Annotated in this window: 17 protein-coding genes and 1 pseudogene; 3 read left to right on the top strand and 15 right to left on the bottom strand. The window is 67.6% G+C overall.

Translation table 11 applies throughout. The features are described 5' to 3' along the window. Positions 1-6: 6 nt before the first annotated feature. The 3 genes from ACK99Q_RS06520 to ACK99Q_RS06510 are packed head-to-tail and all read right to left on the bottom strand — an operon-like array spanning position 7 to position 6,097. Complete coding sequence (locus ACK99Q_RS06520) at positions 7-3,342, bottom strand: type I restriction endonuclease subunit R (protein ID WP_410186069.1); 3,336 nt, start codon at positions 3,340-3,342, stop codon at positions 7-9. Beyond that, the gene (locus ACK99Q_RS06515) at positions 3,342-4,535 is read right to left on the bottom strand and encodes a restriction endonuclease subunit S (RefSeq protein ID WP_410185372.1); all 1,194 of its coding nucleotides are present in this window, start codon (positions 4,533-4,535) and stop codon (positions 3,342-3,344) included. Before ACK99Q_RS06515 ends, ACK99Q_RS06520 begins: the two co-directional genes overlap by 1 nt. Next, positions 4,532-6,097, bottom strand: a complete 1,566-nt coding sequence (locus ACK99Q_RS06510) for an N-6 DNA methylase (protein WP_410185371.1) — start codon at positions 6,095-6,097, stop codon at positions 4,532-4,534. The genes ACK99Q_RS06515 and ACK99Q_RS06510 overlap by 4 nt, the downstream gene beginning before the upstream one ends. A 378-nt stretch (positions 6,098-6,475) precedes the next feature. On the opposite strand from ACK99Q_RS06510, the pseudogene mobF reads away from it, so the two are divergent. Beyond that, positions 6,476-8,350 (top strand): annotated as a pseudogene (gene mobF / locus ACK99Q_RS06505) (MobF family relaxase); the annotation flags it as partial. Between the two features lie 670 nt (positions 8,351-9,020). Here the strand turns inward: mobF and ACK99Q_RS06500 are convergent. Then, positions 9,021-9,707: a helix-turn-helix domain-containing protein gene (locus tag ACK99Q_RS06500; protein WP_410185370.1), complete on the bottom strand. Its 687-nt coding sequence runs from the start codon at positions 9,705-9,707 to the stop codon at positions 9,021-9,023. Between the two features lie 99 nt (positions 9,708-9,806). Between ACK99Q_RS06500 and ACK99Q_RS06495 the strand changes: the two genes are divergently transcribed. Further along, entirely contained in the window at positions 9,807-10,040 is a 234-nt protein-coding gene (locus tag ACK99Q_RS06495) for a helix-turn-helix transcriptional regulator (protein ID WP_410185369.1), read from the top strand. 99 nt (positions 10,041-10,139) lie between these two features. On the opposite strand, the gene ACK99Q_RS06490 is transcribed toward ACK99Q_RS06495, so the two are convergent. From ACK99Q_RS06490 to ACK99Q_RS06480, 3 genes are all read right to left on the bottom strand, one after another. Beyond that, complete coding sequence (locus ACK99Q_RS06490) at positions 10,140-11,906, bottom strand: ATP-binding protein (protein WP_410185368.1); 1,767 nt, start codon at positions 11,904-11,906, stop codon at positions 10,140-10,142. 212 nt (positions 11,907-12,118) lie between these two features. Next, positions 12,119-12,358 (bottom strand): addiction module protein, encoded by a 240-nt coding sequence (locus tag ACK99Q_RS06485; RefSeq protein WP_410185367.1) that lies wholly within the window; start codon positions 12,356-12,358, stop codon positions 12,119-12,121. 157 nt (positions 12,359-12,515) lie between these two features. Continuing rightward, positions 12,516-13,724 (bottom strand): MFS transporter, encoded by a 1,209-nt coding sequence (locus ACK99Q_RS06480; RefSeq protein WP_410185366.1) that lies wholly within the window; start codon positions 13,722-13,724, stop codon positions 12,516-12,518. 61 nt (positions 13,725-13,785) lie between these two features. Between ACK99Q_RS06480 and rarD the strand changes: the two genes are divergently transcribed. Further along, positions 13,786-14,718: an EamA family transporter RarD gene (gene rarD / locus ACK99Q_RS06475; RefSeq protein ID WP_410185365.1), complete on the top strand. Its 933-nt coding sequence runs from the start codon at positions 13,786-13,788 to the stop codon at positions 14,716-14,718. A gap of 139 nt (positions 14,719-14,857) precedes the next feature. Here rarD and ACK99Q_RS06470 read toward each other — a convergent pair whose 3' ends face one another. Genes ACK99Q_RS06470 through nuoH form a run of 8 tightly spaced genes read right to left on the bottom strand, consistent with a single transcriptional unit; the run spans position 14,858 to position 23,885 of the window. After that, a complete protein-coding gene (locus tag ACK99Q_RS06470; RefSeq protein WP_410185364.1) occupies positions 14,858-15,844 on the bottom strand; it encodes a polyprenyl synthetase family protein in 987 nt (328 codons plus the stop codon). Between the two features lie 38 nt (positions 15,845-15,882). Continuing rightward, entirely contained in the window at positions 15,883-17,526 is a 1,644-nt protein-coding gene (gene nuoN, locus ACK99Q_RS06465) for an NADH-quinone oxidoreductase subunit NuoN (RefSeq protein WP_410185363.1), read from the bottom strand. Further along, positions 17,523-19,061 (bottom strand): NADH-quinone oxidoreductase subunit M, encoded by a 1,539-nt coding sequence (locus tag ACK99Q_RS06460; RefSeq protein ID WP_410185362.1) that lies wholly within the window; start codon positions 19,059-19,061, stop codon positions 17,523-17,525. Before ACK99Q_RS06460 ends, nuoN begins: the two co-directional genes overlap by 4 nt. Beyond that, a complete protein-coding gene (gene nuoL / locus ACK99Q_RS06455; protein ID WP_179422662.1) occupies positions 19,058-20,935 on the bottom strand; it encodes an NADH-quinone oxidoreductase subunit L in 1,878 nt (625 codons plus the stop codon). Before nuoL ends, ACK99Q_RS06460 begins: the two co-directional genes overlap by 4 nt. 10 nt (positions 20,936-20,945) lie before the next feature. Continuing rightward, entirely contained in the window at positions 20,946-21,239 is a 294-nt protein-coding gene (gene nuoK / locus ACK99Q_RS06450) for an NADH-quinone oxidoreductase subunit NuoK (protein ID WP_179422660.1), read from the bottom strand. Next, a complete protein-coding gene (locus tag ACK99Q_RS06445; protein ID WP_331283449.1) occupies positions 21,236-22,069 on the bottom strand; it encodes an NADH-quinone oxidoreductase subunit J in 834 nt (277 codons plus the stop codon). The genes nuoK and ACK99Q_RS06445 overlap by 4 nt, the downstream gene beginning before the upstream one ends. After that, positions 22,066-22,620, bottom strand: coding sequence for an NADH-quinone oxidoreductase subunit NuoI (gene nuoI / locus ACK99Q_RS06440; protein ID WP_410185361.1), 555 nt, complete (start codon positions 22,618-22,620; stop codon positions 22,066-22,068). The genes ACK99Q_RS06445 and nuoI overlap by 4 nt, the downstream gene beginning before the upstream one ends. A gap of 2 nt (positions 22,621-22,622) precedes the next feature. Beyond that, positions 22,623-23,885 (bottom strand): NADH-quinone oxidoreductase subunit NuoH, encoded by a 1,263-nt coding sequence (gene nuoH / locus ACK99Q_RS06435; protein WP_410185360.1) that lies wholly within the window; start codon positions 23,883-23,885, stop codon positions 22,623-22,625. Between the last annotated feature and the right edge of the window lie 61 nt (positions 23,886-23,946).

Below are 23,946 nucleotides of genomic sequence, written 5' to 3'. Positions count from 1 at the left end.
GCGGACTTACTCCTCGCTATCGCGAGCTCTCGGAGCGCCAAGTTCCTGCGCAACTCGTGCCGCGAACTCGGGGTCAGAGTGGATACGGGTGACTACGTCGTCGGCGATCTTGTTGACGTCCATGGGGCCGGAGTACTCAACCCCGACGCTTCGCGTGAACTGAAGGTCAGGACGCGAGTCGTAGGCGCTCTCGCCGTTGTCGCCGTAGGCGGTGAGGACGTGGTCGAAGATGAGCTGGACCTTGGTGTGGAAGATGTCGACGGTGTAGGGCGTCTCGGGCAGGCTCTGGTCCAGGACCCGGCGAATGGTGCTGTTGACGTCGTTGGTGGTGGCGACCTTGCGCCGCCAGTCCTGCACGAGCTTCTCGTGCAGGTGTTCCAGCAGTTGCTTCGCGCTGCTCTTGACCGTCTCGTGCTCCTCGTCGGTGAGGACCGGGTCAGGTTGGGTCAGAAGGTCGAAGATCGCCAGCTCTTCCTCGGACATGCCCTCTCGGACCGCCCGACCCTCCTCGACCGTCAGGGTTTTAGAGAGCTCGATGAGTCGGCGCAGGTACTCGTCGATGTTGACGCTGCCCGCGTTGTAGTCCTCGATGAGTTGCTCGATCCGTTCGACCAGCTCGTACCGGGTCGGGTTGCGCACCGCGGCGCTGATGGCCTGCTGTCGGAGCAGTTGGGCGAGCCGGTCGGTCTCCGCCCGTTTGCGGCCGGCGAACTTGGCGGTGAGGCCGTCGAAGTCGATGAGCGACAGGTCGATCAGGGGATCGGGTTTGGTGCCCTCGGTCGCGGCGCGGATCACGTACTCCTCGGCGCCGACCGACCTGTCGAGCAGAGCATCGACCGCGTCGGCCACCGCAGAGATGTCAGCCTCGGGAGGACGTGTGACTTCCGCGATGCGCTCGTGCAGCACTCGGATCGCGGCGACGTTGCGCTGTTGAGCGGCTGCCTTCGGGTTAGGCAGTAGTGCCTTGAAGAGTTTGCGGACCTGGCGGGCCTTGACGGTGAAGTCGTTGCGGGTCTCCTCGTCGACCAGCAGCGCCTCGACGGCGGCGTCGCGTTTGGCGATGTGGTCGAACCCTTCAGCGTCGCGCATCGCCACGAGATCGACGCCGACGCCTGCGCAGAACGAGATCAGGTCGGCGAGGGCCTCGTCCAACTCGCCGGCGAGCGCGTCGATGATCTCGATGGGCGACTCACCCGCACTCGTAGCGCCGTAAACGGCCAGGGCCTTCTCCAGATTCCGGAAGACGCCGACGTAGTCGACGATGAGACCGTTGTCCTTCTCGGGGAAGACGCGGTTGGCCCGGGCGATGGTCTGCATCAGGGTGTGGTTCTTCATCGGCCGGTCGAGGTAGACCGTCGAGACGCTCGGGGCATCGAAACCGGTCATCCACATCGCACAGACGAAGACGAGCCGCAGCGGATCGGAGGCGTCCTTGAAGTTCTCGGCGAGGTCTTCGCGGTTCATGCGCTCGCGGTGAGGTCGAATGTCGAGTCCCCGCTCATCGAGCATCTTCAGCTCGTTCTGGCTCTGGGAGACCACGACCGCCATGTCGGTCGTCTCCATCAGCTCGATCCGCGACGCCAACCACGGGCGCTCCAACTCAGGCAGCGCATCGTGCTTCTCGCGCAACTCGGCGAGGTGCTCGGCCCACGCCTCCTTGACCAGGTCGTGCATGCGAACGGCGGCCGCCTTGTCGAGGCCGACATACATGGCCTTGCCGGAGAACCCGCGCCCGACGAAGTGCCGCACCAAGTCTGCGGCGATGGTCCTCAGACGCTCGGGTCGGGTCAGCAGCGTGTACTGCGTGCCGAACTCGCGGGCCAGCGCGCCCTCGGCATCCTCGTCGAGTTCGGCCGCCTCCAACAGAGCGTCGAGCTCGTCCGAGAAGTTCTCGTTGACCAGCTGCACCTCGGGGATGCGGTTCTCGTAGTAGAGCGGCACCGTCGCGCCGTCCTCGATGGCGTCGCGGAAGTTGTAGATGCTGACGTATTTGCCGAACTGCTCCCGGGTCGCCTGCTCCTCGCCAGCAATCAGCGGCGTGCCGGTGAAGCCCATCATCGAGGCGTTGGGCAGGGCACGGCGCATGTTGAGCGCGAGGGTGTCGTATTGGCTGCGGTGTGCCTCGTCGGTGATGACGATGACGTCAGAGCGGTCCGACAGCACCGGCATCTCCCGCTCGCCGGCGGCCTTGGACGGCTGGAACTTCTGGATCAGCGTGAACACGTAACGGTGGTCGGCCGCCAGCAGGTCGCGCAGGTGGGCGATCGACTCCGCATGCACCTTCGCCTCGGGCGGGATCGCCCCGGCATCGGCGAACTCGCCGTGGAGCTGGGTGTCGAGCTCGGTGCGGTCGGTGACCATCACGAACGTCCACTTGCCGGCGACCTGGCGCAGCACCTTCTGGGTGAACCACAGCATCGACAGGCTCTTGCCCGAGCCCTGGGTGTGCCAGAACACCCCGAGACGCTTGTCCTGCTCAGCTCGGGCGCGGCGCAGGTTGTCGATCGCGGCGTTGACGCCGAGGTACTGATGGGAGCGGGCGACGGTCTTGATGAGTCCGCCCGGGCGCTCCAGATAGGTGACGAAGTTCTCGAACAGGTCCAGCAGGATCTCCGGATCACAGGTACCGCGCAGCGCGGTCTCCAGCGCGATCGCGCCACGAGTGCCCGCCGCGTCGATGACCTTCCAGTCGCCGAAAAACTCCCACGGCGCGTACGTCGCGCCGACCTTTGCCTGGCTGCCGTTGGACAGCAGCACGAAGCAGTTGGGGATGAAGAGCTGCGGAATGGTGTCGCGGTAGTCGGTCAGGTTCCGGCCGTACGCCGACTTGATCGCCTCGTTCGGCTCCTTGAACTCCATCAGCACCAGCGGCACACCGTTGACGAACAGGGCGACATCGAGGCGACGCGAGTGCAGGTTGCCCTTGACCCACATCTGCTGCACGGCCAACAGGTCGTTGTTGGCCGGGTCACTAAGGTCAAGGAACCGCAAGGTCTCGATCCTCTTTTCCCCGTTCTCGTCGGTCCACTCGGCGCGGTGACCATCGCGCAGCAGGTCGTAGACCTCCCGGTTGGCCCGTACCCGGTCCATGACCGAGCGGTCCTTGGTGAGCATCTCGATCGCCTCGTTGATCGAGACGTCCGGGACCTCGGGGGCGTTGAGTTTGCGCATCGCGAACCGCAGCCGATGAGTCAACACCACGTCGTGCTGGGAGTCGCGGCCCAGCGTGCCTGCAGGTCCGAGAGTCTCGTGGAAAGCATCCACCTGCGTCCAGCCGAGCTGCCCCAGCAACTCCATGCTGGGCCTCTCAACATAGGCGAACTCCGGACCCGTCGGCGCCATCACGCCACCTGACCCTCGACCAACGCATCCAGGTCGAGCGACGAGACGTCGATCTGGCCGGTCACCAGCTTCGGCAGGAGCAAGTCGCGGAGCGAGGACAGGTTGCGAATCTGCTGCTCGAGAACGTGGACTTGGCCTTCCACTGGCTCAGTCGCCGCTCGGTAGTCGTTAAGCACCGACCGGTCGGGCACCACGAACGGGAAACGCTTGAAGGAGCCTTTCGTGATCTCCTTGAAGGTGGCGCCAGTGCCGAGTGCCGCGAGTTCACCGGCCTTCGACTCCAGCCACTCGTAGATGAAGCTCGGGCTCCACCGCTCATCAGGAAGGATGACTATGAACCCTTGGTTGGTCGTCGCCTCGGTGGTGGCAATGGCGAGGACTCCGAGTGTCGCCCGGCTCGTCATCAGCACCGACCCTGCGGGAAACATTTTCGCCGAGCTCTTAGCCAGCCCTTGCTCGGTAATGGCCAACTCCGAAGGCGCCGAATATCGCCAGCCCGTCTTGGTGAGATCGGTTGGCGTGTACCAAGCAACGGTCCCGCCGTCCCAGTACGCGGGGTCCGACTTCGATGGCGTGCCACCGCCGGTGAAGTTCAACTCTGCGCCACACGTCGAGACCTCCCACCCCTCCGGGATCGGGCCGAGGGCGGAGTCGACGAGGGGGACGTCCTCGTGGCCGGGGTAGCAGAACTTCACGAACCACTCGCGGTAGATGGCCCGCGCCATCTCCTCCAGCACCGCCACTCGCCTCCGGTTGTTCTCGATCAGGTCGTCAAGAGCCCGCAGCGAAGAGGCAATCGCCGCCTGGTTGATTGGGCCTGGGACCCGGATCGGCAACAGGTGGGCATGGTTTCGATTCAGCGTAGGGTTGGCAGCGCCCGCGTCGAGATCGGCGAGGCGGAGTGTCTGAAGCAGGTAGTAGACGAAGCGCGGGTTCGATCCTTTGAAGTCCTTCACCCAGAGTGTTGTGTCATGCGGCCAGTACGGCCCTTCGCTCCAATGAACCTTCCCCAAGACACCCTTTCGTCCGGTGACAACACCCGGGCCGTCGACCTTCGCAATGTCGGTGGTGTAGTTGGAGCCACCGGAGGAGATGACGGGGAAATCGCCAGGAGTCGAGCCCTTCTGCGTGAGGTCGAACCCGCGTTGGAGCGTGAGGAAGTCGCCGAGGGTGGTGTCGCGCCAGTCGCTCATACGTCGAGAATCCCCTGGATGGCGGCATCCACTTTGGCGCGCAGCCCGTCGGCTTCGTTACTCAGGAGGGTGAACTCCTCATACAGCTCCTCGATCTTGACGGCGAAGTCCTCGTCGTCCTCGGCCACGGCGGCCGAACCGGTGTAGCGGCCGGGGTTGAGGCTCCAGCCCTGGGCTTCGATCTCGGCGCGGGTGGCGATCTTGCAGAGGCCGGCGACGTCGGCGTATTTCCCGTCGGGGAAGTGCTCCTTGAGCAGCACGTCGCTGCCCTCGCTCGACTCGACGTCCTCGCCTCGGTAGAGGCGGACGACGTTCGCGAGGAACTCGATCTGCTCGGGATTGAAGTCGCGGTGGGCGCGGTCGATCTGGTTGTAGACGTGGCGGGCGTCGAGGAAGAGGACCTGGTCTTCGCGGGTCGTGCCGATCTTGGCCTTATCGAAGAACCACAACGTCACCGGCAGGGTGACGGTGTAGAAGAAGTTGGAGCCGATGGCGACCATGACGTCGACCGCGCCGGACTCGACGATTTGCTTGCGAATCTGCTTCTCGGAATGCCCGGCATCGCCGGCGCTGTTGGCCATGACGAATCCGGCCCGGCCCTTTGGTGCGAGCGCGGAGTAGAACTCCTGAATCCACAGGTAGTTCGCGTTGTCGGGCTTGGGGATGCCGAAGGGGAACCGTTTGTCGCCGGCGAGCTGCTCCTTGCGGACCTCGTCGACGTTGAAGGGCGGGTTGGCCATCACGAAGTCGAATGCTCCGACCACGTCGTGCGGGTCCTCGTAGTAGGTGTTCGCCAACCGGATGTCCCCGGAGAGCCCGTGGAGGGCGAGGTTCATCTTGGCCAACGGCACCGTTTCCTCGGTCTTCTCGGTGCCGAAGATGCTGAGCTGCTTGGTTGCGGCCCCCTTCTCGTCGGACGCCGCATGGCGTTCGACGAACTTGGCACATTGGACGAACATGCCTCCCGAGCCGCAGGCCGGGTCGAGGACACGGCCGTGGAACGGTTCGAGGATCTCCACGATTAGCCGGACGATCGAGTAGGGCGTGAAGAACTCGCCACCGCCCTTACCTTCCTGCGCTGCGAAATTGGACAGGAAGTCCTCGTAGATCAGTCCGAAGGCATCGCCGCCGAGCTGCTCAGGCAGGGGCGCGAAGAGCCGCAGCAGCTCGATCAGCGTGGCCCGGTCGAGACGGGAGTAGCCGCGCGGAAGGACGTCCTTCAGCTCGGGGTTCTTCGCCTCGACTCCCTTGATGGCCTCATCGACGGCCTTGCCGAGGTCTTCGGCTTCAGGCAGGTCGACGAGATATGACAGCCGCGAGGCCTCGGGCAGGTAGAGCACCGACCTGGCCTTGTAGTCGGCGGGAGTCGATGGGTTGCGGGCGCTTGCCTTCGACTCGACCTCGGGGCTGACCTCGTCGAAGCGGTTCTCGGCATACGCCAAGAACACGAGCCCAAGAATCGCCGCCCGGAACTGCCCCACCGACAGGGACGAGTTCGCTCGCCGCTTGTCCGCCGCCGTCCATAGGGTGGTCCGCACCTGGGCAAGATCCGTCGCTTTCACGGCTTAAGCCTATTGCTCAGCAACCCGCCCTACGCGCCGCACCAAGAAGTCGTGCGCGCGGCCCTGGTCAGCCGCATCTCAGGCCCATGGACGCCGTCACCCCGATCCTGCGTCGCGCCGACGACCGGCTCCTGTCACTTCGCAACGCTTCCTGCCCGGAGTCACCGTGTCGTCGCCTTCAGAGGCCGCTTCTCGTGTCCTCGTTGACTGTCGTTGGCTGCTCGGTTTTTCGTTCTTTGTCGCCTGCGCGTTGCTGTCAGAGCCTTTCAATGTGTCGGCACGCATGCTACGAAGGACGTAGATGGGGTTGTCCTGAAAAGGGCGGCCCTTCAGCCATTTATAGGGGTCCGTTGGTTGTCGACGGACGTCGTCGGGACGGTGATTCGAGTGCATGGCGGCGCGAAGTTCTACCGGGGCGACGCGAAGGCCGCGCGCGCCTACGTGGAACGTGATCGCTCCCGCGCCGACGACTACTACCTCGCCGAGGGCACCGGAGTCGCTGAACGACTCAGCGCCACCCGCGACGGCGTCGGCCAGGCCGGTCCGATGGACGGTGCGACTTACGAGCAGTGGGTCGCTGGTATCGATGTCGACACAGGCGCCAAGAAGGGCCGGCTCCGCGACGACGCGAACGCGCTCCGTTTCGTCGAGGTCACCGTCAATGGGCCCAAGACCTGGTCACTGGCCGCTGCACTCCACCCGGACATCTCGGCGGCTCTGGATGCCGCGCAGGATCGGGCGGCCAACCAGATCGTCGGCTGGGTCGCCGAACACGCGACCACACGAGTGGGCCCGCGCGGACGGCAGGTGCAGGTACCCGTCGGGTCGATCGAAGCAGCCGTCATCCGGCACTACACCTCGCGGGCCGGTGATCCGCACCGTCATCTCCATCTGCAGATCAATGCCCGGGTCCGGGCGGCGGGCGCATGGCGAGGCATCCACTCGGTCGGGATCCGCGACAGCATCGAAGCCATCAACGGGATCGGACACGCTGCGGTCGCCACCGACGCGCACTTCCGGTCGGTCCTCGCCGCGCACGGGTTCGTGCTCGACGCCAAGACCAGCGAGATCCGCGAACTTCTCCCCTACGTCGGCGCGTTCAGCGCGCGGACCGCGCAGATCCGCCGCAACGTCGACCGGTACGAAGCCGCCTGGCGCAGCGATCACCACGGGGAAAAACCCGGTCCTCGACTGCGCGAGGCCTGGGACAGGCGCGCTTGGGCAACAGCCCGCCCCGACAAGATCGTGCCCAAGGACGGCAGAGAACTCGTGGCGAGCTGGAACGCCGAACTGCGCGACCTCGGCTACGAGGACCCGACCGGCTCTGTCCCGCTCACTGGGACCCACCCGGGATGGATCGACCGCGATGCCGCCGCCGAGCTCGTGATCACGATGCTCGGCGCCAAACGATCGGCATGGAACTCCGCCGACATCCGCGGCAAGACCGAGGTCCTGCTCACACATACCGCACTCATCTCCGACCCAGCCGCGAGGGCCGAACTCGCCGGGGACATCACGGCTCGAGCCGTCGACCTGTGTGTGCAGCTGCTCGGCGGCACGGAGACGCCCGAACACGTCCGATCGCTGTGCTCGCGGACAGTGCTCGACATCGAGGACGACATCGTCGACCGGATCGCGCGGCGTGGGACTCTGCCAGCCCGCAAGGCTCGCATCGCCGGGCGTGGCCTGGTGCGGATTGACCCGACCCAAGCCGCCGTGGTCGGCGTCCTGGGCGGCGACGGGCCACTGGTCGTGGTCGAAGGTGCGGCCGGCGCCGGGAAGACCACCGCCCTGCGCTCAGTCCAGGACGCGCTGGCGCGGCAAGGCCACCGACTGGTGGTGGTGACGCCGACGCTGAAGGCCGCCGAGGTCGCCGCCACCGAAACCGGAGCCGAAGGCCACTCCGCCGCCTGGCTGATCCACCAACACGGGTGGCGCTGGACGGCGGACGGTGTCTGGACCCGCCAACCGAACCCCACCCCGAGCAGCGCGGCCAGGCTCGGCACCGGTGATCTCCTGCTCATCGACGAGGCCGGGATGCTCGACCAGGACACGGCTCGCGCGCTCCTCACCCTCGCCGACGAGACCGGGGCTCGGGTGGCCTTCGTCGGTGACCGCCATCAGCTGCCCGCCGTCGGTCGCGGCGGCGTCCTCGACCACGCCGTCGCGTTGGCGCACCCGACAGCCGTCACGAGGCTCGAGAAGGTGCACCGATTCGCCGATCCCGACTACGCCGCGTTGAGCCTGCGGATGCGCACCGGAGAGGACCCGGGCGCGATCTTCGATGCACTCCACCGCCGAGGGCAGGTCGTAGTCCACGTCTCTGAACCGGAACGGACCGCTTCCCTCGCCGGAGCTGGGGTTTGCGGCGACCTGGTCATCGCCGACACCCGCGAGCAGGTCGCCCAGCTCAACGCCGCCATTCGGGACTGCAGGAACACCGCCCCGCCGGCAGCCGGTGTCACGACCGCCCACGGGGAGCAGATCGGGCTCGGCGACCGGGTCGCCACTCGCCGCAACGATCCGAGTCTCCAGGTCGCGAACCGTCAGACCTGGACCGTGATCGGGGTCGAGAACGACGGCAGCCTGCTCCTACGTGGCCGCGGACGCGATCGCGCGATCCCGGCCGACTACGCGGCGCGGTTCGTCGAACTCGCCTACGCCCGCACCGTGCACGGCGCCCAGGGCGAGACCGTCGACTCCGCGCACGTCGCCATCGACGACACCACCGGAGCAGCAGCCGCCTACGTCGCCATGACGCGAGGTCGTTCCTCGAACACCGCACACCTCGTCGCCGACTCGGTCGAGCTCGCGCGGCGGCAATGGATCGACGTGTTCAGCCGCGACCGCGCCGACCTTGGCCAGCGCACGCGAAGCAGCAGGCCCTCGACGCCGTCGACCGTTACGGCAGTCAGAAGCGACGTCAGTCACTGGATGAGGAGAGTCGACGCCAGACGTTGTACGTCGAGTTCGGGTCCCGCGGCGGGATCGGCTTCTGAGGCCGGGGCTTGCGTTTGCGGATCGGGCGCCACTCGACACCGACCTGCTTGGTGATCCAGGCACTGAACCCCGCCGGGTCGCGCGGTGACCTGTCCTGAGAGACGGTCGCGGCATCGATGACCGGCTGCCAAGCCGCCTGGACCACGTCGGGAATGTTCAGGCGTTCCCACACCTGCATCAGCAGGATCCCGTCGATGGAGTCGAGCATCAGATCGGAGCTGAGGCCGACGATCGCCCACTCGTAGTAGTCGATCCGTTCGGCCTCCACCGACAAGTCCCAGACCCGGGTGCGAGGCGACCCGAACATGATGCCGGCGACCTGGATCTTGCTGAAGCAGTCGGGCATCGGCACCGACCACAGCCGGTCCGGCACGAGAAACGTGCCGCCTTCGGAATCCTGGCGTTCGTCGAAATCGATGACCGGCTTCACCGCGAGTTCGGCATCGGCAGCTTCCAACAGCCGCTCGACCACCTCCAACGTCGGGGACTTCTTGCGCGACTCATACTCCGAGACCGACGACTGCTGAGTCCCCGACCAGCGCGCCATTTGCTGCTGGGAGATCCCCGCCGCCCTGCGAGCCTGCTCAATCACCGTCACGTCCGTCAGCATCACCACACTTTATCGCTGAACATCGATAGGAAGTGGTTACACACCCACTGGGTGAGGTCGAGAATCGCTTGGCCTCAACGACCAGCAAGGACGACAGCCATGACCGCACTCATGAACCCCGAAGACGGGCCCAGGAACAACCTCGGGGACGAAATGCTCAGCCTCCAAGAAGCCTGCCGACTACTCCGGGTCCCCGAAGGCACCCTCCGCTACTGGCGCCACCTCGGCTGCGGCCCCCGCAGCTTCAAGCTCGGCCGCCACGTCCGCTACTGGCGCGCCGATCTCGTCCAGTGGCTCACCGAACAGACCAACCGTCCTCAGAGCCGCCTTTGACGGCGGGGCCTCCGGCGCGGGACGGCCGCGCGCCGGTCAGCCGGGGCCCAGGTTCTCCAGTAGCCCGGGCACCTGCTGGTGCGCGCGCCCAGTCGCTAGTCAGAGGTCCATGCCCGGGAAAAGGGGCTCCTGCCTTGCCTTGGCGCTGAGCCGATACCTCGTGTGTTTGCTGCCGCGACCGGGTTGGGTCGGTTCGACGCTGCCCTCCGCCTTCAGAGTTCGTAGCCAGTGCTCGGCGGTCTTCGGGTTGAGACCAAGGAGTTCACTTATCTCGGTCTTGGACAACTCGCCGCGAAGCCCCAGCAAGTCGAGGACCTGTCGGCGCCGGTTAGGCCGTGGCCGCCTGCCGCGCATGTGGACTGTCGCGGCGTACTCAGAAAGCGTGTAGCGCGCACCGCCGCGCGTTCCGGTTTGGGTCACCAACTCGCGCGCAACCAAGTCTTGCAACTCGAACGTGGCCGCGCGGCTATCAGTGATACCCGTGGCAGCACGGTACTTTGCGTTGTCCATGACCTCGCCCCGACGCATCAGCGCTAGGCCCGTGCATTGGGAATCCCGAAGACCTTCACGTCCCAGCAGTTGCAGCCACGCGACCGTTTCGTCGTCCAACAGAGTGTGGTTCGGCAGCAACACCTCGAATGCTGTCGTGGAGTCTTTGAACCGGGGTGGACTCATTCCCGCATGCCGCAGAGCTGAGATCATCGCGCGAATGCCGGAGCCACGGTTCTCGCAAACCGTCCGGTCCTCGTCTGGAACCTGCACGTCCTCCAACAACTTCATGAGGAGACTGTTACGCGCAGAGGATCGCCCTTCCTCGCCCAACCGTTCAAGGTCGACGGCCCCGAAGAGTCCGCCCGGATTCATGAGGCGCAGTCGATCAGGGTACATCTCGATCTGCACTTGGTTCCCGCGCGAACCAGGGCTCAAATCTCGGTGCACCAATGCGTTGACGAGAGCCTCGCGAAGTGCCTCGGGTGGGTACTCCCACATGTCGCGGCGCCCTTCGCCGGTAATGAGGGCGCGGCGGCTCATGTTCCGTCGGATGACACTCATCGCCTCGGCCACCATTGCCGGGATTGGCCCGTCGATGCTCACATTGTCCAGGAATCGGACGCCAGCGTGTGTGCTCTCTCCAGTGGCGGTCGGATAGTGCACGAAGGTGACGTTCAACTGCGGAAAGAACTGCTGGGGGTAACGACCGAGGGCGAGAACTCCGGCCATCGTTGGGTGCTCACCACCCTTGGCGTCGCGCACAATCACCTTTGTCATACGCAGAACCACCCCTGCCGGTTCCTCCGCGAAAATGCGAGGGTTGTTTTCGCGCATTCGAGCGACAAAGGCGTCGACCGCGACGCGATCTAGGTCATCGGGGGTCGCCTCCGAGACCACCTCGCTGTCGAACTGAGGCTGACCCCGATCGGCGACGACTTGTTGCACTTCTTCGGAGGTAAGGCGCCTGTCGCTCTCCCCAACGCGGATATAGCTGCCACGTTCCTTGCCCAGGGACCGGACGTAGCAGGGCTTCTGCTCTCTCGCTAGCTCCGGGACGTTGGCAACGAGGATCGGACGGCCGTCGACCTCGGCAATCTCAATCTCGGGCTTCAAGGGAGGAACCATGTCCTCTCGGCACATTGACGCCAGGTCGGCCATCATCTTCGCAGGGTCCTCAAGACCGACCGCGGCGAAACCCGCGGCTTCGTCCAGCCCGAGCGCCAATGTGCCCCCACCCGGGGTGTTCGAAAAGCTGGAGAGCGATTCGCGCGCGCTCTTCGGCAATCCACCGGTCGCGCGCTTGACCTCGACTGCGGTTGCCTCGGCCCCAAACTTGCGTAGTTCGGCGACAAGGACGTCGACACCTGCCGGCATTGCTCCTCCTAGGTAACGAACACCTAGGAGGATAGCCGAGTTTTCGAGGATGACATCGAGGCCCTTAAGGATGTGCGATCCTCCTAACTGATCATCCTAAGTTGGAGGACGTTAGGAGGATCGCACCGGGCAAGGGCCAAAGCATCAACTGGGTCGAGGTCGTGGCCAGTCGCCCTCGGCTTAGGTCTCCGGGTGGAAGGCGAAGGCGAGGGTCATGCGTCGCGAGCAGTTCGCCGAGCGGCGATGTCGGCGAAGACCCGCTCGCGCGGGACGGTCTGGACGGTGCCACCGCCGACCTCGTCCACCCGCGCGGAGATCTCCGCCGTCCACGCCTGCGCGATCGACTCGTCGTCAACCTCGACCGACTCCAGGAGTCGGAGGGCGACGTCCTTGCGCACGGAAGGCGGCAGGTTCAGACCCGCTTCGTAGAACTCCGATGCGCTCAGCGACATGCCCCGACCCTACGCCCGATTCGGGGATCCTCCAGAGTCCGCAGAAAGTCCGCAAGACCTCCGACGGCCTCCGGTACCCACCAACGCGTTTCCGCAGGTCAGAGGCCATACCCGCGAATTGCCAACCACTGCCGACCCCGCGGGGCCGGTTCACCAACTACCGCTGAGCCGTGACGCCGCGCTGACGGGCGGCTCCGGCCACGAGGACCGCGGCGAGCAGCATGACCGCAGCAGCGGCGACGAGGGCCCGGGCGGCGCTGAGCTCGTCGGCGACGAATCCGAGCGCCACTCCCCCGGCCGACGCCGAGCCCAGGAACGCCATCGAGGTGACCGAGAGCGCGGTCGCGCGGTTCGCCTCGGTGACGCGGTCGTGCACGAGCGCGTTGTAGGCGGCGCCGAACGACGTGTGCACGAGGTAGCAGAGCCAGAAGCCCGCGATCAGCGCGACCGGCCCACCGGCGATCGCCATGACCGCGAGGCCGAGCGCCTCAGCCGCGCCCAGGATCGGCGCCAGGACCCCGGGCCCGACCTCGCGCAGCACCCGCGAGGCCACCGTGGCGCCGAGCGCCGCGAGTCCCCACGCGATCGACGACACGATGCCCAGCACGGTGCCCGCACTGGAGGTGTCGGAGGAGAACTCCGCGAGCCGCACGGGCATCAGCAGCTCGAGTCCCGCCACGGCGACGCCGCACAGCAGCATCGCGGCGGTGAGCAGGCGCAGCCGGCGGCCGAACGCCACGCGCACCCCTGAGACGAGCGTCGCGCGCCAGCCCGGCGCCGCCTCCTCGGTGTGCTGGACCGACTCCATCAGCAGCCGCGCGCACACGATCTGCACGACGACGATGGCGATCGACAGGGCGTAGGGCACGGCCAGCGAGACCCCGTCGGACCAGGGGGCGACGTAGAGCAGCCCCGCGGTGAGCACCGAGCCGACCGCGATGGCGCCGCTGATGACACCACCGGCCAGGGCCAGCGCGGAGGGCACCTCGTCCGAGGCGCCCCGGGCGTTCTCGGCGTCGACGAACCACGACTCGAGCGCTCCGCTGTCGAGCGCCCGGAACAGGCCGCTGACGGCCCAGGCCAGCGCGAACGCCAGCACCGACTGCGCCACGAGCGTGAGGCCGTAGGCCGCGATCGCCGCGACGCCCGACGCGATGAACACCGGGCGGCGCCCCCACGAGTCCGCGAGCGCCCCACTGGGGATCTCCATGACCAGCACGACGACGCCCTGGGCGGCCATCGCGAGGCCCACCTCGGCGATCGTCAGACCCCGCTCCAGGGGCAGCAGCAGGGAGACCGGCATGAGCAGTCCGGTGGCCAGCCAGCGCAGCCCGAGCAGCAGCAGGAACCGGCCTCTCACCCCCATGCCCCGACTCTAGGACCACCCACGGGGAAGACGGCGGCAGGAAAGGGTGTTGACTCAGCACGTGGCGACGACCAATACCGACTCCAAGGCGGGGCTGATCTACGGAACGGCCGCCTACCTGTGCTGGGGATTCTTCCCCCTCTACTGGCCCCTGCTCGAGCCCGCGTCGGCCTACGAGGTGCTCGCGCACCGCATCGTCTGGACGTTCGTCTTCTGCCTCGGCCTGCTGACCATCGCCCGCAAGTGGGGCGCGTTCCGCGCGATCATCGGCCAGCGCCGCCTCATGGTGCCGCTGGCCCTCGCGTCGGTCGTCATCACGCTCAACTGGGGCGCCTTCATCTGGGGCGTCACCAACGGCCACGTCATCGAGACGAGCCTGGGCTACTTCATCAACCCGCTCATGACCGTCCTGCTGGGCGTCTTCGTGCTGGGCGAGAGCCTGCGCCGCCTGCAGTGGGTCGCGGTCGGGCTGGGCATCCTCGCCGTCGTCGTGCTGACCGTGGACTACGGCCGGCCGCCGTGGGTCGCGCTCGTCCTGGCCACGACGTTCGCGACGTACGGCTTCCTCAAGAAGCGCGCCAACCTCGGCACGATCGAGGCGCTCTCGGTGGAGACGACGATCCTCACGCCGTTCGCCGTCGCGTTCCTGGTGTTCCTCGGCATCCGCGGCACGCTGACGTTCGGGCACGAGGGCGCGCTCAACACGGTGCTGCTGATGGGCACCGGCATCGTCACCGCGATCCCGCTGCTGATGTTCGGCGCCGCCGCGATCCGGCTCTCGCTCACGACGATCGGCATCCTGCAATACCTCGGACCGATCCTGCAGTTCATCTTCGGCCTGACGATCTTCGGCGAGCACATGGGCACGGCACGCTGGATCGGCTTCGTGATGGTGTGGTCGGCGCTCGTGATCTTCACCTACGACGCGATGCGCACGCGGCGGCGCGCGAAGCGCACCGCCGACGAGTGCGCCGCGGAGTCGACCGCGATCTGACGCCCCTGGCCACGGCGAGTGGCGCAGACCGGGGTCACGAGTGGCGCAGAAACGCCCGCCACTCGGCGAGTGGCGGGCAGTTTTGCGCCACTCGCGGTTCCGGGCGGGAGCGGCGGCGGTTCCGGGCGGTTGCGGCGGGTCAGCCGAGGCGGTCGGTGGCGCGGGTGCAGATGTCGTCGAGGGCGTCGCGGGCCGGGCCGGCCGGGAGCTTCTCGAGCAGGGCGCGGGCCGCGTCGGCCTCGGCCCGGACGTAGGCGCGAGCCCGGTCCATCGCGGGGTGCTCGCGCAGCGCGCGGATGACCCACTGCACGTCGTCCTCGTCGGCGATCGGGCCCGAGAGCAGCTCGCGCAGTCGCTCGTCGCCCTCCACCGGCGCGGACTGCACCAGCAGGGTGGGCAGCGTCGGCACGCCCTCGCGCAGGTCGGTGCCGGGCACCTTGCCCGAGTCGTCGGCGTCGCTGGCGATGTCGATGATGTCGTCGGCCAGCTGGAAGGCGACGCCGATGCGCTCGCCGAACTCCAGCAGCGTGGCCTCGACGTCCTCGCCGGCGCCGGACATCATCGCGCCGAAGCGCGCGGCCGTGGCGATCAGCGAGCCGGTCTTGTCGGCCACCACCGAGAGGTAGTGCTCGAGCGGGTCGTCCTCGGGTCCGGGGCCGAGGGTCTCGCGCAGCTGGCCGTGCACCAGGCGGGCGAACGTCTCGGCCTGGATGCGGACGGCCTCGGGGCCGAGGTCGGCCACGAGCGACGAGGCGCGCGCGAACAGGAAGTCGCCGACGAGGATCGCGACCGAGTTGTTCCAGCGCGCGTTCGCGCTGGGAGCACCGCGGCGCATGGACGCCTCGTCCATGACGTCGTCGTGGTACAGCGTGGCGAGATGCGTCAGCTCGACCACCACGGCCGCCGGCACGATGTCCGCGGCGGTGGGGTCGCCGAACTCGGCGCACAGCACTGTGAGCAGGGGACGGAAGCGCTTGCCCCCGGCCTGCAGCAGGTGCGAGGAGGCCTCGGCGACGAGGGGCTCGGGGCTGTGGGCCGAGGTGACGAGCAGGTCCTCGACCTGCTGCACACCGGCCGAGACCCGCTGCTCCAAGGCGTCATCCGCGAACGACCCGACGCTGGCCACGTCCCACTTCCTTCCCACGACCGCCGACGACATGCCCGCTAGCGCACGAAGGCGCCGGCGTTCTGGGCCAGATCGAGCATCGGACCCGGCAGGAGGCCGAGCACGACCGTCGTGATCACGGCCAAGGCAATCACCACGGTAGTCGTCACGCCCGCGACGGCCACGGTCGGCCCATCACCGACGGGGTCGGTGAAGAACATCAGGACGATCACGCGGACGTAGAAGTAGGCCGCGACGGCGCTGCACAGCACGCCGATGACGACCAGCAGCCACGCTCCGCCGCCCCACGCCGCGCTGAAGACCGCCCACTTGCCGATGAAGCCGGCGGTGAGCGGGATGCCCGCGAACGACAGCATGAACACGGCGAACGAGCCCGCCAGGAACGGCGACTCCTTGCCCAGTCCGGCCCACTTCGACAGGTGCGTGGTCTCGCCCGCGGAGTCGCGCACGACCGTGACGATCGCGAACGCGCCGATCGTGGCCACGCCGTACGCCAGCAGGTAGAACAGCACCGAGGAGACCGACGTGATGGACAGGCCCTCCTGGTCGCCCAGGTAGGCGCCCGAGAGGCCCACCGTGAGGAAGCCGGCGTGCGCGATCGACGAGTACGCCAGCATGCGCTTGACGTCAGTCTGGCTGATCGCGACGACCGAGCCGACGATCATCGTCAGGACCGCGACGACCCACAGCACGGGCCGCCAGTCCCACGACGCCCCGCCGAAGGCCACGAACAGCACGCGCATCATCGCGATGAACGCGGCGGCCTTGGTGGCCGCGGCCATGAAGGCCGTGACCGGGGTCGGCGCGCCCTGGTAGACGTCGGGGGTCCAGCTGTGGAACGGCACCGCGCCGACCTTGAACAGCAGGCCCACCAGCAGCAGGCCGATGGCCGCGAGCAAGATCGCGGTCTCGTCGCCGCGCGCGGAGACGGCCGTGTTGATCTCGGTCAGGTTGAGGCTGCCGGAGTAGCCGTAGGCCAGCGCCGCGCCGTAGAGGAAGAACGCCGACGAGAACGCGCCCAGCAGGAAGTACTTCATCGCCGCTTCCTGGCTGAGCAGGCGACGACGGCGCGCCACGCCGCACAGCACGTACAGCGGAAGCGACAGCACCTCGAGCGCGACGAACATCGTGATGAGGTCGTTCGAGACCGCGAACAGCATCATGCCGCCGAGGGCGAACACCGCGAGCGGGAAGACCTCGGTGTGCTCGAGGCGGGCCGTGGTGGCCTCGGTCTCGCCGGGCGAGCCCGGGGCGTCGGCCGCGCGGCCGGTGAAGTCGCTGAGGCCGCCCTCGTGGCTGCGCTCGGCGAACATCAGGAACGACAGGATGCCGAAGACCAGCAGCATCGCCCAGGTGAGGACGCCGGGACCGTCGACCGCGACGGCGCCCTCGCCCCCGACGGAGCCCAGGGCGGCCCAGCGGCCCTCGGGGACCTCCTCGAGGCCGAGGTAGACCCACACGGTGAGGCCGAGCGTGATGATCGAGCCGAGCACCGCGACGACGGTCTGGGCGACGAAGCGCACCCGGCGGGGCGCGACGACCTCCACCACGAGGCCGATCATGGCGACCGCGGCGATCGCGATCAGCGGCGACAGCTGGCCGTAGTCGAGGTCGGCCGCCGGGATGTCGGGGCCATCGGCGGCCAGGGACCCGGGCAGGACGGACGCGAGCGTGCCGATCATTCGTGGGCTCCTTCCGTCTGGTCTGCGAGGTCGATGGGCGCGCGCTGCGGCGGATCGCCGACCCCCACGGTGGCCACGACCGGCTCGACGGCCGGGTCGATCACCTCGAGCAGCGGCTGGGGCACGAAGCCCAGGCCGATGATGAGCACGAGCGCGGGCGCGAGCGCCCCCACCTCCCGGCGCGACAGGTCGGTGAACCCGGCGGTGCCCTCGTTGAGCGGGCCGGTCATCGTGCGCTGGTACATCAGCAGGATGTAGACCGCGGCGAGCACGATGCCCAGGGTCGCCACCGTGGCGATCGGGATCGAGCGGCTGAAGGTGCCGACGAGCACGAGGAACTCCGACACGAACGGCGCCAGGCCGGGCAGCGAGAGGCTCGACAGGCCGCCCACGAGCAGCACGCCGGACAGCACCGGCGCGACCTTCTGGACGCCGCCGTAGTCGCTGATGCGGGCCGAGCCGCGGCGGGCGATCATCATGCCCGCGACGAGGAACAGCACCGCGGTGGAGAGGCCGTGGTTGAACATGTAGAGCACCGAGCCGGTCATCGACACCGACGTGAAGGCGAAGATGCCCAGGATGATGAAGCCGAAGTGCGACACCGACGTCAGCGCGATGAGGCGGCGCAGGTCGTCCTGGCCGATCGCGAGCAGCGCGCCGTAGAGGATGCTGATGACCGCGAGGACGAGCACGACCGGGCTGGCCCACTCCGAGGCGCCCGGGAACAGCTCGAGGCACCAGCGGATCATGCCGAACGTGCCGATCTTGTCGATCACGCTGACCATCAGCACCGAGGTGCCGGGCGTCGCCGAGGCGGCCGCGTCGGGCAGCCACGTGTGCAGCGGCCACAGCGGCGCCTTGATCGCGAAGGCGATGAAGAAGCCCAGGAACAGCAGGCGCTCGGTGGACTGCGACATCTCCAAGCTCATCAGGTCGGCGTGCAGGAAGCTCGGGCCGCCCTGCTGCGTGGAGAGCACGTACAGTCCCACGACCGACGCCAGCATGAGCAGACCGCCGACGAGGTTGTAGACGAGGAACTTGACCGCGGCGTAGCTGCGCTGGCCCGTGCCGTGACCGCCGATCAGGAAGTAGATCGGGATCAGGGTGGCCTCGAACAGGACGTAGAACGTGAAGACGTCGGTGGCGGCGAACACGCCGATCGCGAGGGCCTCCAGCACCAGCATCAGCGCGAAGTACGAGTTCGTCCCGGCCGGGTCGTCCTCCTTGTCGCGCCACGAGGCCAGCAGCACGATCGGCACGAGCACGGTGACCAGGAAGATCATCGTCAGGCCGATGCCGTTGACGCCGAGCGCCCAGTGGGCGCCGATCGCGCCGATCCACTCGTACTCCTCGGTCAGCTGGTAGCCGCCGCTCTCGATGTCGAACCGCGCGAGCAGCGCGAGCGACATCACGAGGGTCAGCAGCGACACGGCGACCGCGACGTACCGCGGCAGGACGGCGTCGACCGTGCGCGGCAGCAGCGCCACGACGAGCGCGCCGAGCAGCGGGACGGCGATCAGCAGGGACAGCATCATGCGAGCGTCACCGCCAGCAGGCCCAGCAGGACCACGAGAGCACCTCCGAGCACCATCAGTGCATAGGAACGGACATAGCCGGTCTGCGGCTTGCGCAGCTCGCCGGAGACTTCACCGATGCGGTCGGCCGACCCCGACACGAGGCCGTCGATGACCTTCGCGTCGGCCCAGACGAGGGCTCGGGTGAGGTGGGTCGCGGGGCGGCCCACCAGCGCATCGTTCACGTTGTTGCCGTACAGCTCGGCGCGACCGGCCCGCGTGAAGATCGAGACCTCGGAGTCGGCGGGCGCCGTGTCGGCGATCTCGCGGCGTCCGTAGAGGACCCACGCGAGCGCCACGCCGGCCGCCACGACCGCCAGCACGATGAGCGTGATGACGAAGATCGGCACCCCGAACTCGTGGTGCTCGGTGTGGCCGGTGGCCGGCTCGAGCCACTTCTCGATCCAGTCGCCGAACGCCATCACGCCGGCCAGCAGCGATAGCGCCGCCAGCACGATCAGCGGCACGGTCATCACGGCGGGCGACTCGTGCGGGTGCACGTCCTCGCGCCAGCGCTTCTCGCCGAAGAAGGTCATCAGCATGAGGCGCGTCATGTAGAACGCGGTGATGCCGGCGCCGATCAGGGCGGCGAGGCCCACCCAGATGTTCTCGCCCAGGGCCGCCTCGATGATCTTGTCCTTGGAGAAGAAGCCCGAGGTGCCCGGGAAGCCCAGGATCGCCAGGTAGCCGATGCCGAACGTGTAGAACGTGATCGGCATGGCCTGGCGCAGGCCGCCGTAGTGGCGCATGTCGACGTCGTCGTTCATGCCGTGCATGACCGAGCCGGCGCCGAGGAACATGTTGGCCTTGAAGAAGCCGTGCGTCAGCAGGTGGAAGATCGCGAAGGCGTAGCCCGCGGGGCCGAGGCCGGCGGCGAGCATCATGTAGCCGATCTGGCTCATCGTGGAGCCGGCGAGCGCCTTCTTGATGTCGTCCTTCGTACAGCCGATCCAGGCGCCGGCCAGCAGCGTGATGAAGCCGACCGCGATGACGAAGCTGCGCGCGGTCTCCGAGGCGTCGAAGACGTCGTGCGAGCGGACCACCAGGTAGACGCCGGCGGTGACCATGGTGGCGGCGTGGATGAGCGCCGAGACCGGGGTGGGGCCCTCCATCGCGTCGAGCAGCCAGGCCTGCAGCGGGAACTGCGCCGACTTGCCGCACGCGCCCAGCAGCAGGAGAAGGCCGAGCGCGGTGGCGACGTTGCCCGAGACCGAGTGGACCTGCGCGTTCACCGCGGCGATCGAGCTGGTGCCGAACCAGGCGAACATCGTCATGATCGCCAGGGCCATGCCGAGGTCGCCGACGCGATTGAGCACGAAGGCCTTCTTCGCGGCGGCTGCGGCCGACGGCTTGTGCTGCCAGAACCCGATGAGCAGGTAGGACGCCAGGCCGACGCCCTCCCAGCCGAGGAACAGCACGAGGTAGTCCGCTGCCAGGACGAGCGTCAGCATCGCCGCGATGAACAGGTTCAGGAAGGCGAAGAAGCGGCGGCGGCGCGGGTCGTGCGCCATGTACCCGATCGAGTACACGTGGATGAGCGTGCCGACGCCGGTGATCAGCAGGACGAACAGGCTCGAGAGCGTGTCGAACGTGAACGAGAAGTCCACGTGGAAGCGGCCCGCGTCGATCCACGTGCCGAGGGTGGTGGTGACCGAGCGGTCGCCGGAGTCGCGTCCGGCGAGCTCGATGAACATCACGAGGCCCAGCACGAACGACGCGGCCGAGCACGCGGTGGCGATGAGGTGACCGAAGCGGTCGGACTCCTTGCCCCACGTCAGCAGCAGCGCTGCGCCCGCCAGGGGGATGGCGATGAGCAGCCAGGAAAGTTCCAGCACGGCGTCTCCCTCAGGCCTTCAGCAGGTTCGCCTCGTCGACCGAAGTCGTCCGACGCGTGCGGTAGATGGACACGATGATGGCCAGGCCGATGGTGACCTCGGCGGCGGCGACGACCATGACGAAGAACGCCGCGACCTGGCCGTCGAGGTTGCCGTGCTGGCGCGCGAAGGTGACGAACGCGAGGTTCGTGGCGTTCAGCATGAGCTCGACGCACATGAACACGACGATCGCGTTGCGGCGTACGAGCACGCCGATCGCGCCGATCGAGAACAGCAGCATCGACAGGGTGAGGTACTCGGTCATGGCGTGACCCCCTCATCGTCGTCAGTGTCGGGCTTTCGGGTGTCGGGCTTCTCGGTGGTCAGCGGACGCTCGTCGGGATCGATGTCGCTGGCCGAGATCTCGCCGACCACGTGGGTGACGTCCTCGGCGCCGTGCACCTCGAACTGGTGGCGCGACACGAGCGTGCCGGGCACCGACTCGGGCAGCGGCGTGCCGTCGGGCAGCAGGGCCGGGGTGTCGACCGCGTTGTGGCGGGCGAAGACACCGGGCGTGGGCGCGTTGCCGGGGTGCTTGCCGGACTCGGCGTAGTCGCGCATGCGCCGCTCCTGCAGCTCGGCCTGCGTGGGCGGGTCGACGAGGCGCTCGCGGTGCGCCAGCACCATGGCGCCGAGGACCGCGACGATCATCAGGGCCGCGGTGAACTCGAACGCGATGACGTACTTGCTGAACAGCAGCGAGGCGAGTCCGTGCACGTTGCCGTTCGCGTTGGCCTCGCCGATGCCGACGACGGCCGAGGAGACCGACTGGGCGACCGCGAGGGCCAGCACGAGCGCGAACAGGATGCCGACGACCACGGCGGCCGCGCGCTGGCCCTTGATCGTCTCGACGACCGAGTCGGCCGTCTCGACGCCCACGAGCATCAGCACGAACAGGAACAGCATCATGATCGCGCCGGTGTAGACGATGATCTGCACCGCGAACAGGAACGGGGCGCCCTGCGCCGCGTAGAGCATCGCCAGGCTGATCATGACGACCGCGAGGCACAGCGCCGCGTGCACGGCCTTGCGCGCGAAGATCAGGCCCATCGCCGCCAGCACCATCACCGGGGCGAGGATCCAGAACGCCGTCACGAGGTCGCCTCCGTGCCGCTCGTGGTCTCGACGATCGGCAGCGACTTCCCGCGGTAGTAGTCCGTGTGGTCGTCGCTGATCAGCATCTCGTGCGGCGGCTCGACCATGCCGGGCAGCAGCGGCGCCAGCAGGTCGGACTTCTCGTAGATGAGGTCGGCGCGGTTGTCGTCGGCCAGCTCGTACTCGTTCGTCATCGTCAGCGCGCGCGTGGGGCAGGCCTCGATGCACAGGCCGCACAGGATGCAGCGCAGGTAGTTGATCTGGTAGACGCGGCCGTACCGCTCACCGGGGCTGAAGCGCTCGTCCTCGGTGTTGCTCGCGCCCTCGACGTAGATCGCGTCGGCCGGGCACGCCCAGGCGCACAGCTCGCAGCCGACGCACTTCTCCAGGCCGTCGGGCCAGCGGTTGAGCTGGTGACGTCCGTGGAAGCGCGGCGCCGTGGGCACCTTCTCGAACGGGTACTGCTCGGTGACGGGCTTCTTGAACATCGTCCGGAACGTCACGCCGAAGCCGGCGATCGGGTCCCAGAGCGTCTCCTTGAGCGTCGTCATGGTCACACTCCCCCATCGGTGGGTTGCGAGGTGGTCGGTGCGGAGGAAGCGGTGGCGCGCTGCGAGGGCAGCGGCGGCACCGGGTAGCCGCCGGCGAAGGCGTCGAACTCGGCGGGCTCCGGCTCGAGCTCCTCGTCCTCGTCGTCCCGCGAGGGCAGGAAGAAGGTGACGATGAGCAGCGCGCCGGCCACCGCCGCGGCGATCAGCATGGCGTTCTGGTCGAGCATGTCCTCGACCTGGAGCTTGCGGATGAACGCCAGCGCGACGATCCAGCCCAGCGCGATCGGGATGAGCCACTTCCAGCCGAAGTGCATGAACTGGTCGTAGCGCATGCGGGGCAGGGTGCCGCGCAGCCAGATGTACATGAAGATGAAGCCGAGCGTCTTGAGGAAGAACCACAGGACGGGCCAGTAGCCCTCGTTCGCACCCTCCCAGATCTGGGCGATGCCGAACGGGGCGCGCCAGCCGCCGAGGAACATCGTGGTGGCCAGCGCCGCGACGGTGACCATGTTGATGTACTCGGCCAGGAAGAACATCGCGAACTTGAACGACGAGTACTCGGTGTGGAAGCCGCCGACCAGCTCGCCCTCGGCCTCGGGGAGGTCGAAGGGGGCGCGGTTGGTCTCGCCGACCATCGCGATGACGTAGATGATGAACGACGGCAGCAGCGGGATGAAGAACCAGATGTCCTCCTGCGCCGCCACGATCTCCGACGTGGACATCGAGCCGGCGTAGATGAACACGGCGACGAGCGACAGGCCCATCGCGACCTCATAGCTGATCACCTGGGCGCTCGAGCGCAGGCCGCCCAGCAGGGCGTAGATCGAGCCGGAGGACCAGCCGGCCAGCACGATGCCGTACACGCCGACCGACGTGACGGCCAGGATGTAGAGCACCGCCACGGGCAGGTCGGTCAACTGGAGCGGCGTCTCCTCGCCGAAGAAGTTCACGACCGGGCCGAACGGGATGACCGCCCACGCCAGGAACGACGGCACCACCGCGATGATCGGGGCGACGTAGTAGACGACCTTGTCGGCGGCCTTGGGGAAGATCTCCTCCTTGAGGCCCAGCTTCACGCCGTCGGCGAGGCTCTGGAGCAGGCCGAAGGGGCCGTTCACGTTGGGGCCGATGCGGTGCTGCATGCGGGCCACGACGCGGCGCTCGAACCAGATGTTGAACAGCGTGTAGAGCACCAGGAACACGAAGATCAGCAGGGCCTTGAGGGCCACCACCCACCAGGGATCGTTGCCGAACAGCTCGCTCATGCCGCCACCTCCCAAGAGAAACGACGATAGGTCGGCGACGGCATGAGGTGTCCCATGCTCG

Source organism: Aeromicrobium sp. MLTX1, assembly GCF_046452335.1.
GTDB lineage: Bacteria > Actinomycetota > Actinomycetes > Propionibacteriales > Nocardioidaceae > Aeromicrobium.
This window is presented reverse-complemented; position numbering and strand designations above follow the sequence as displayed.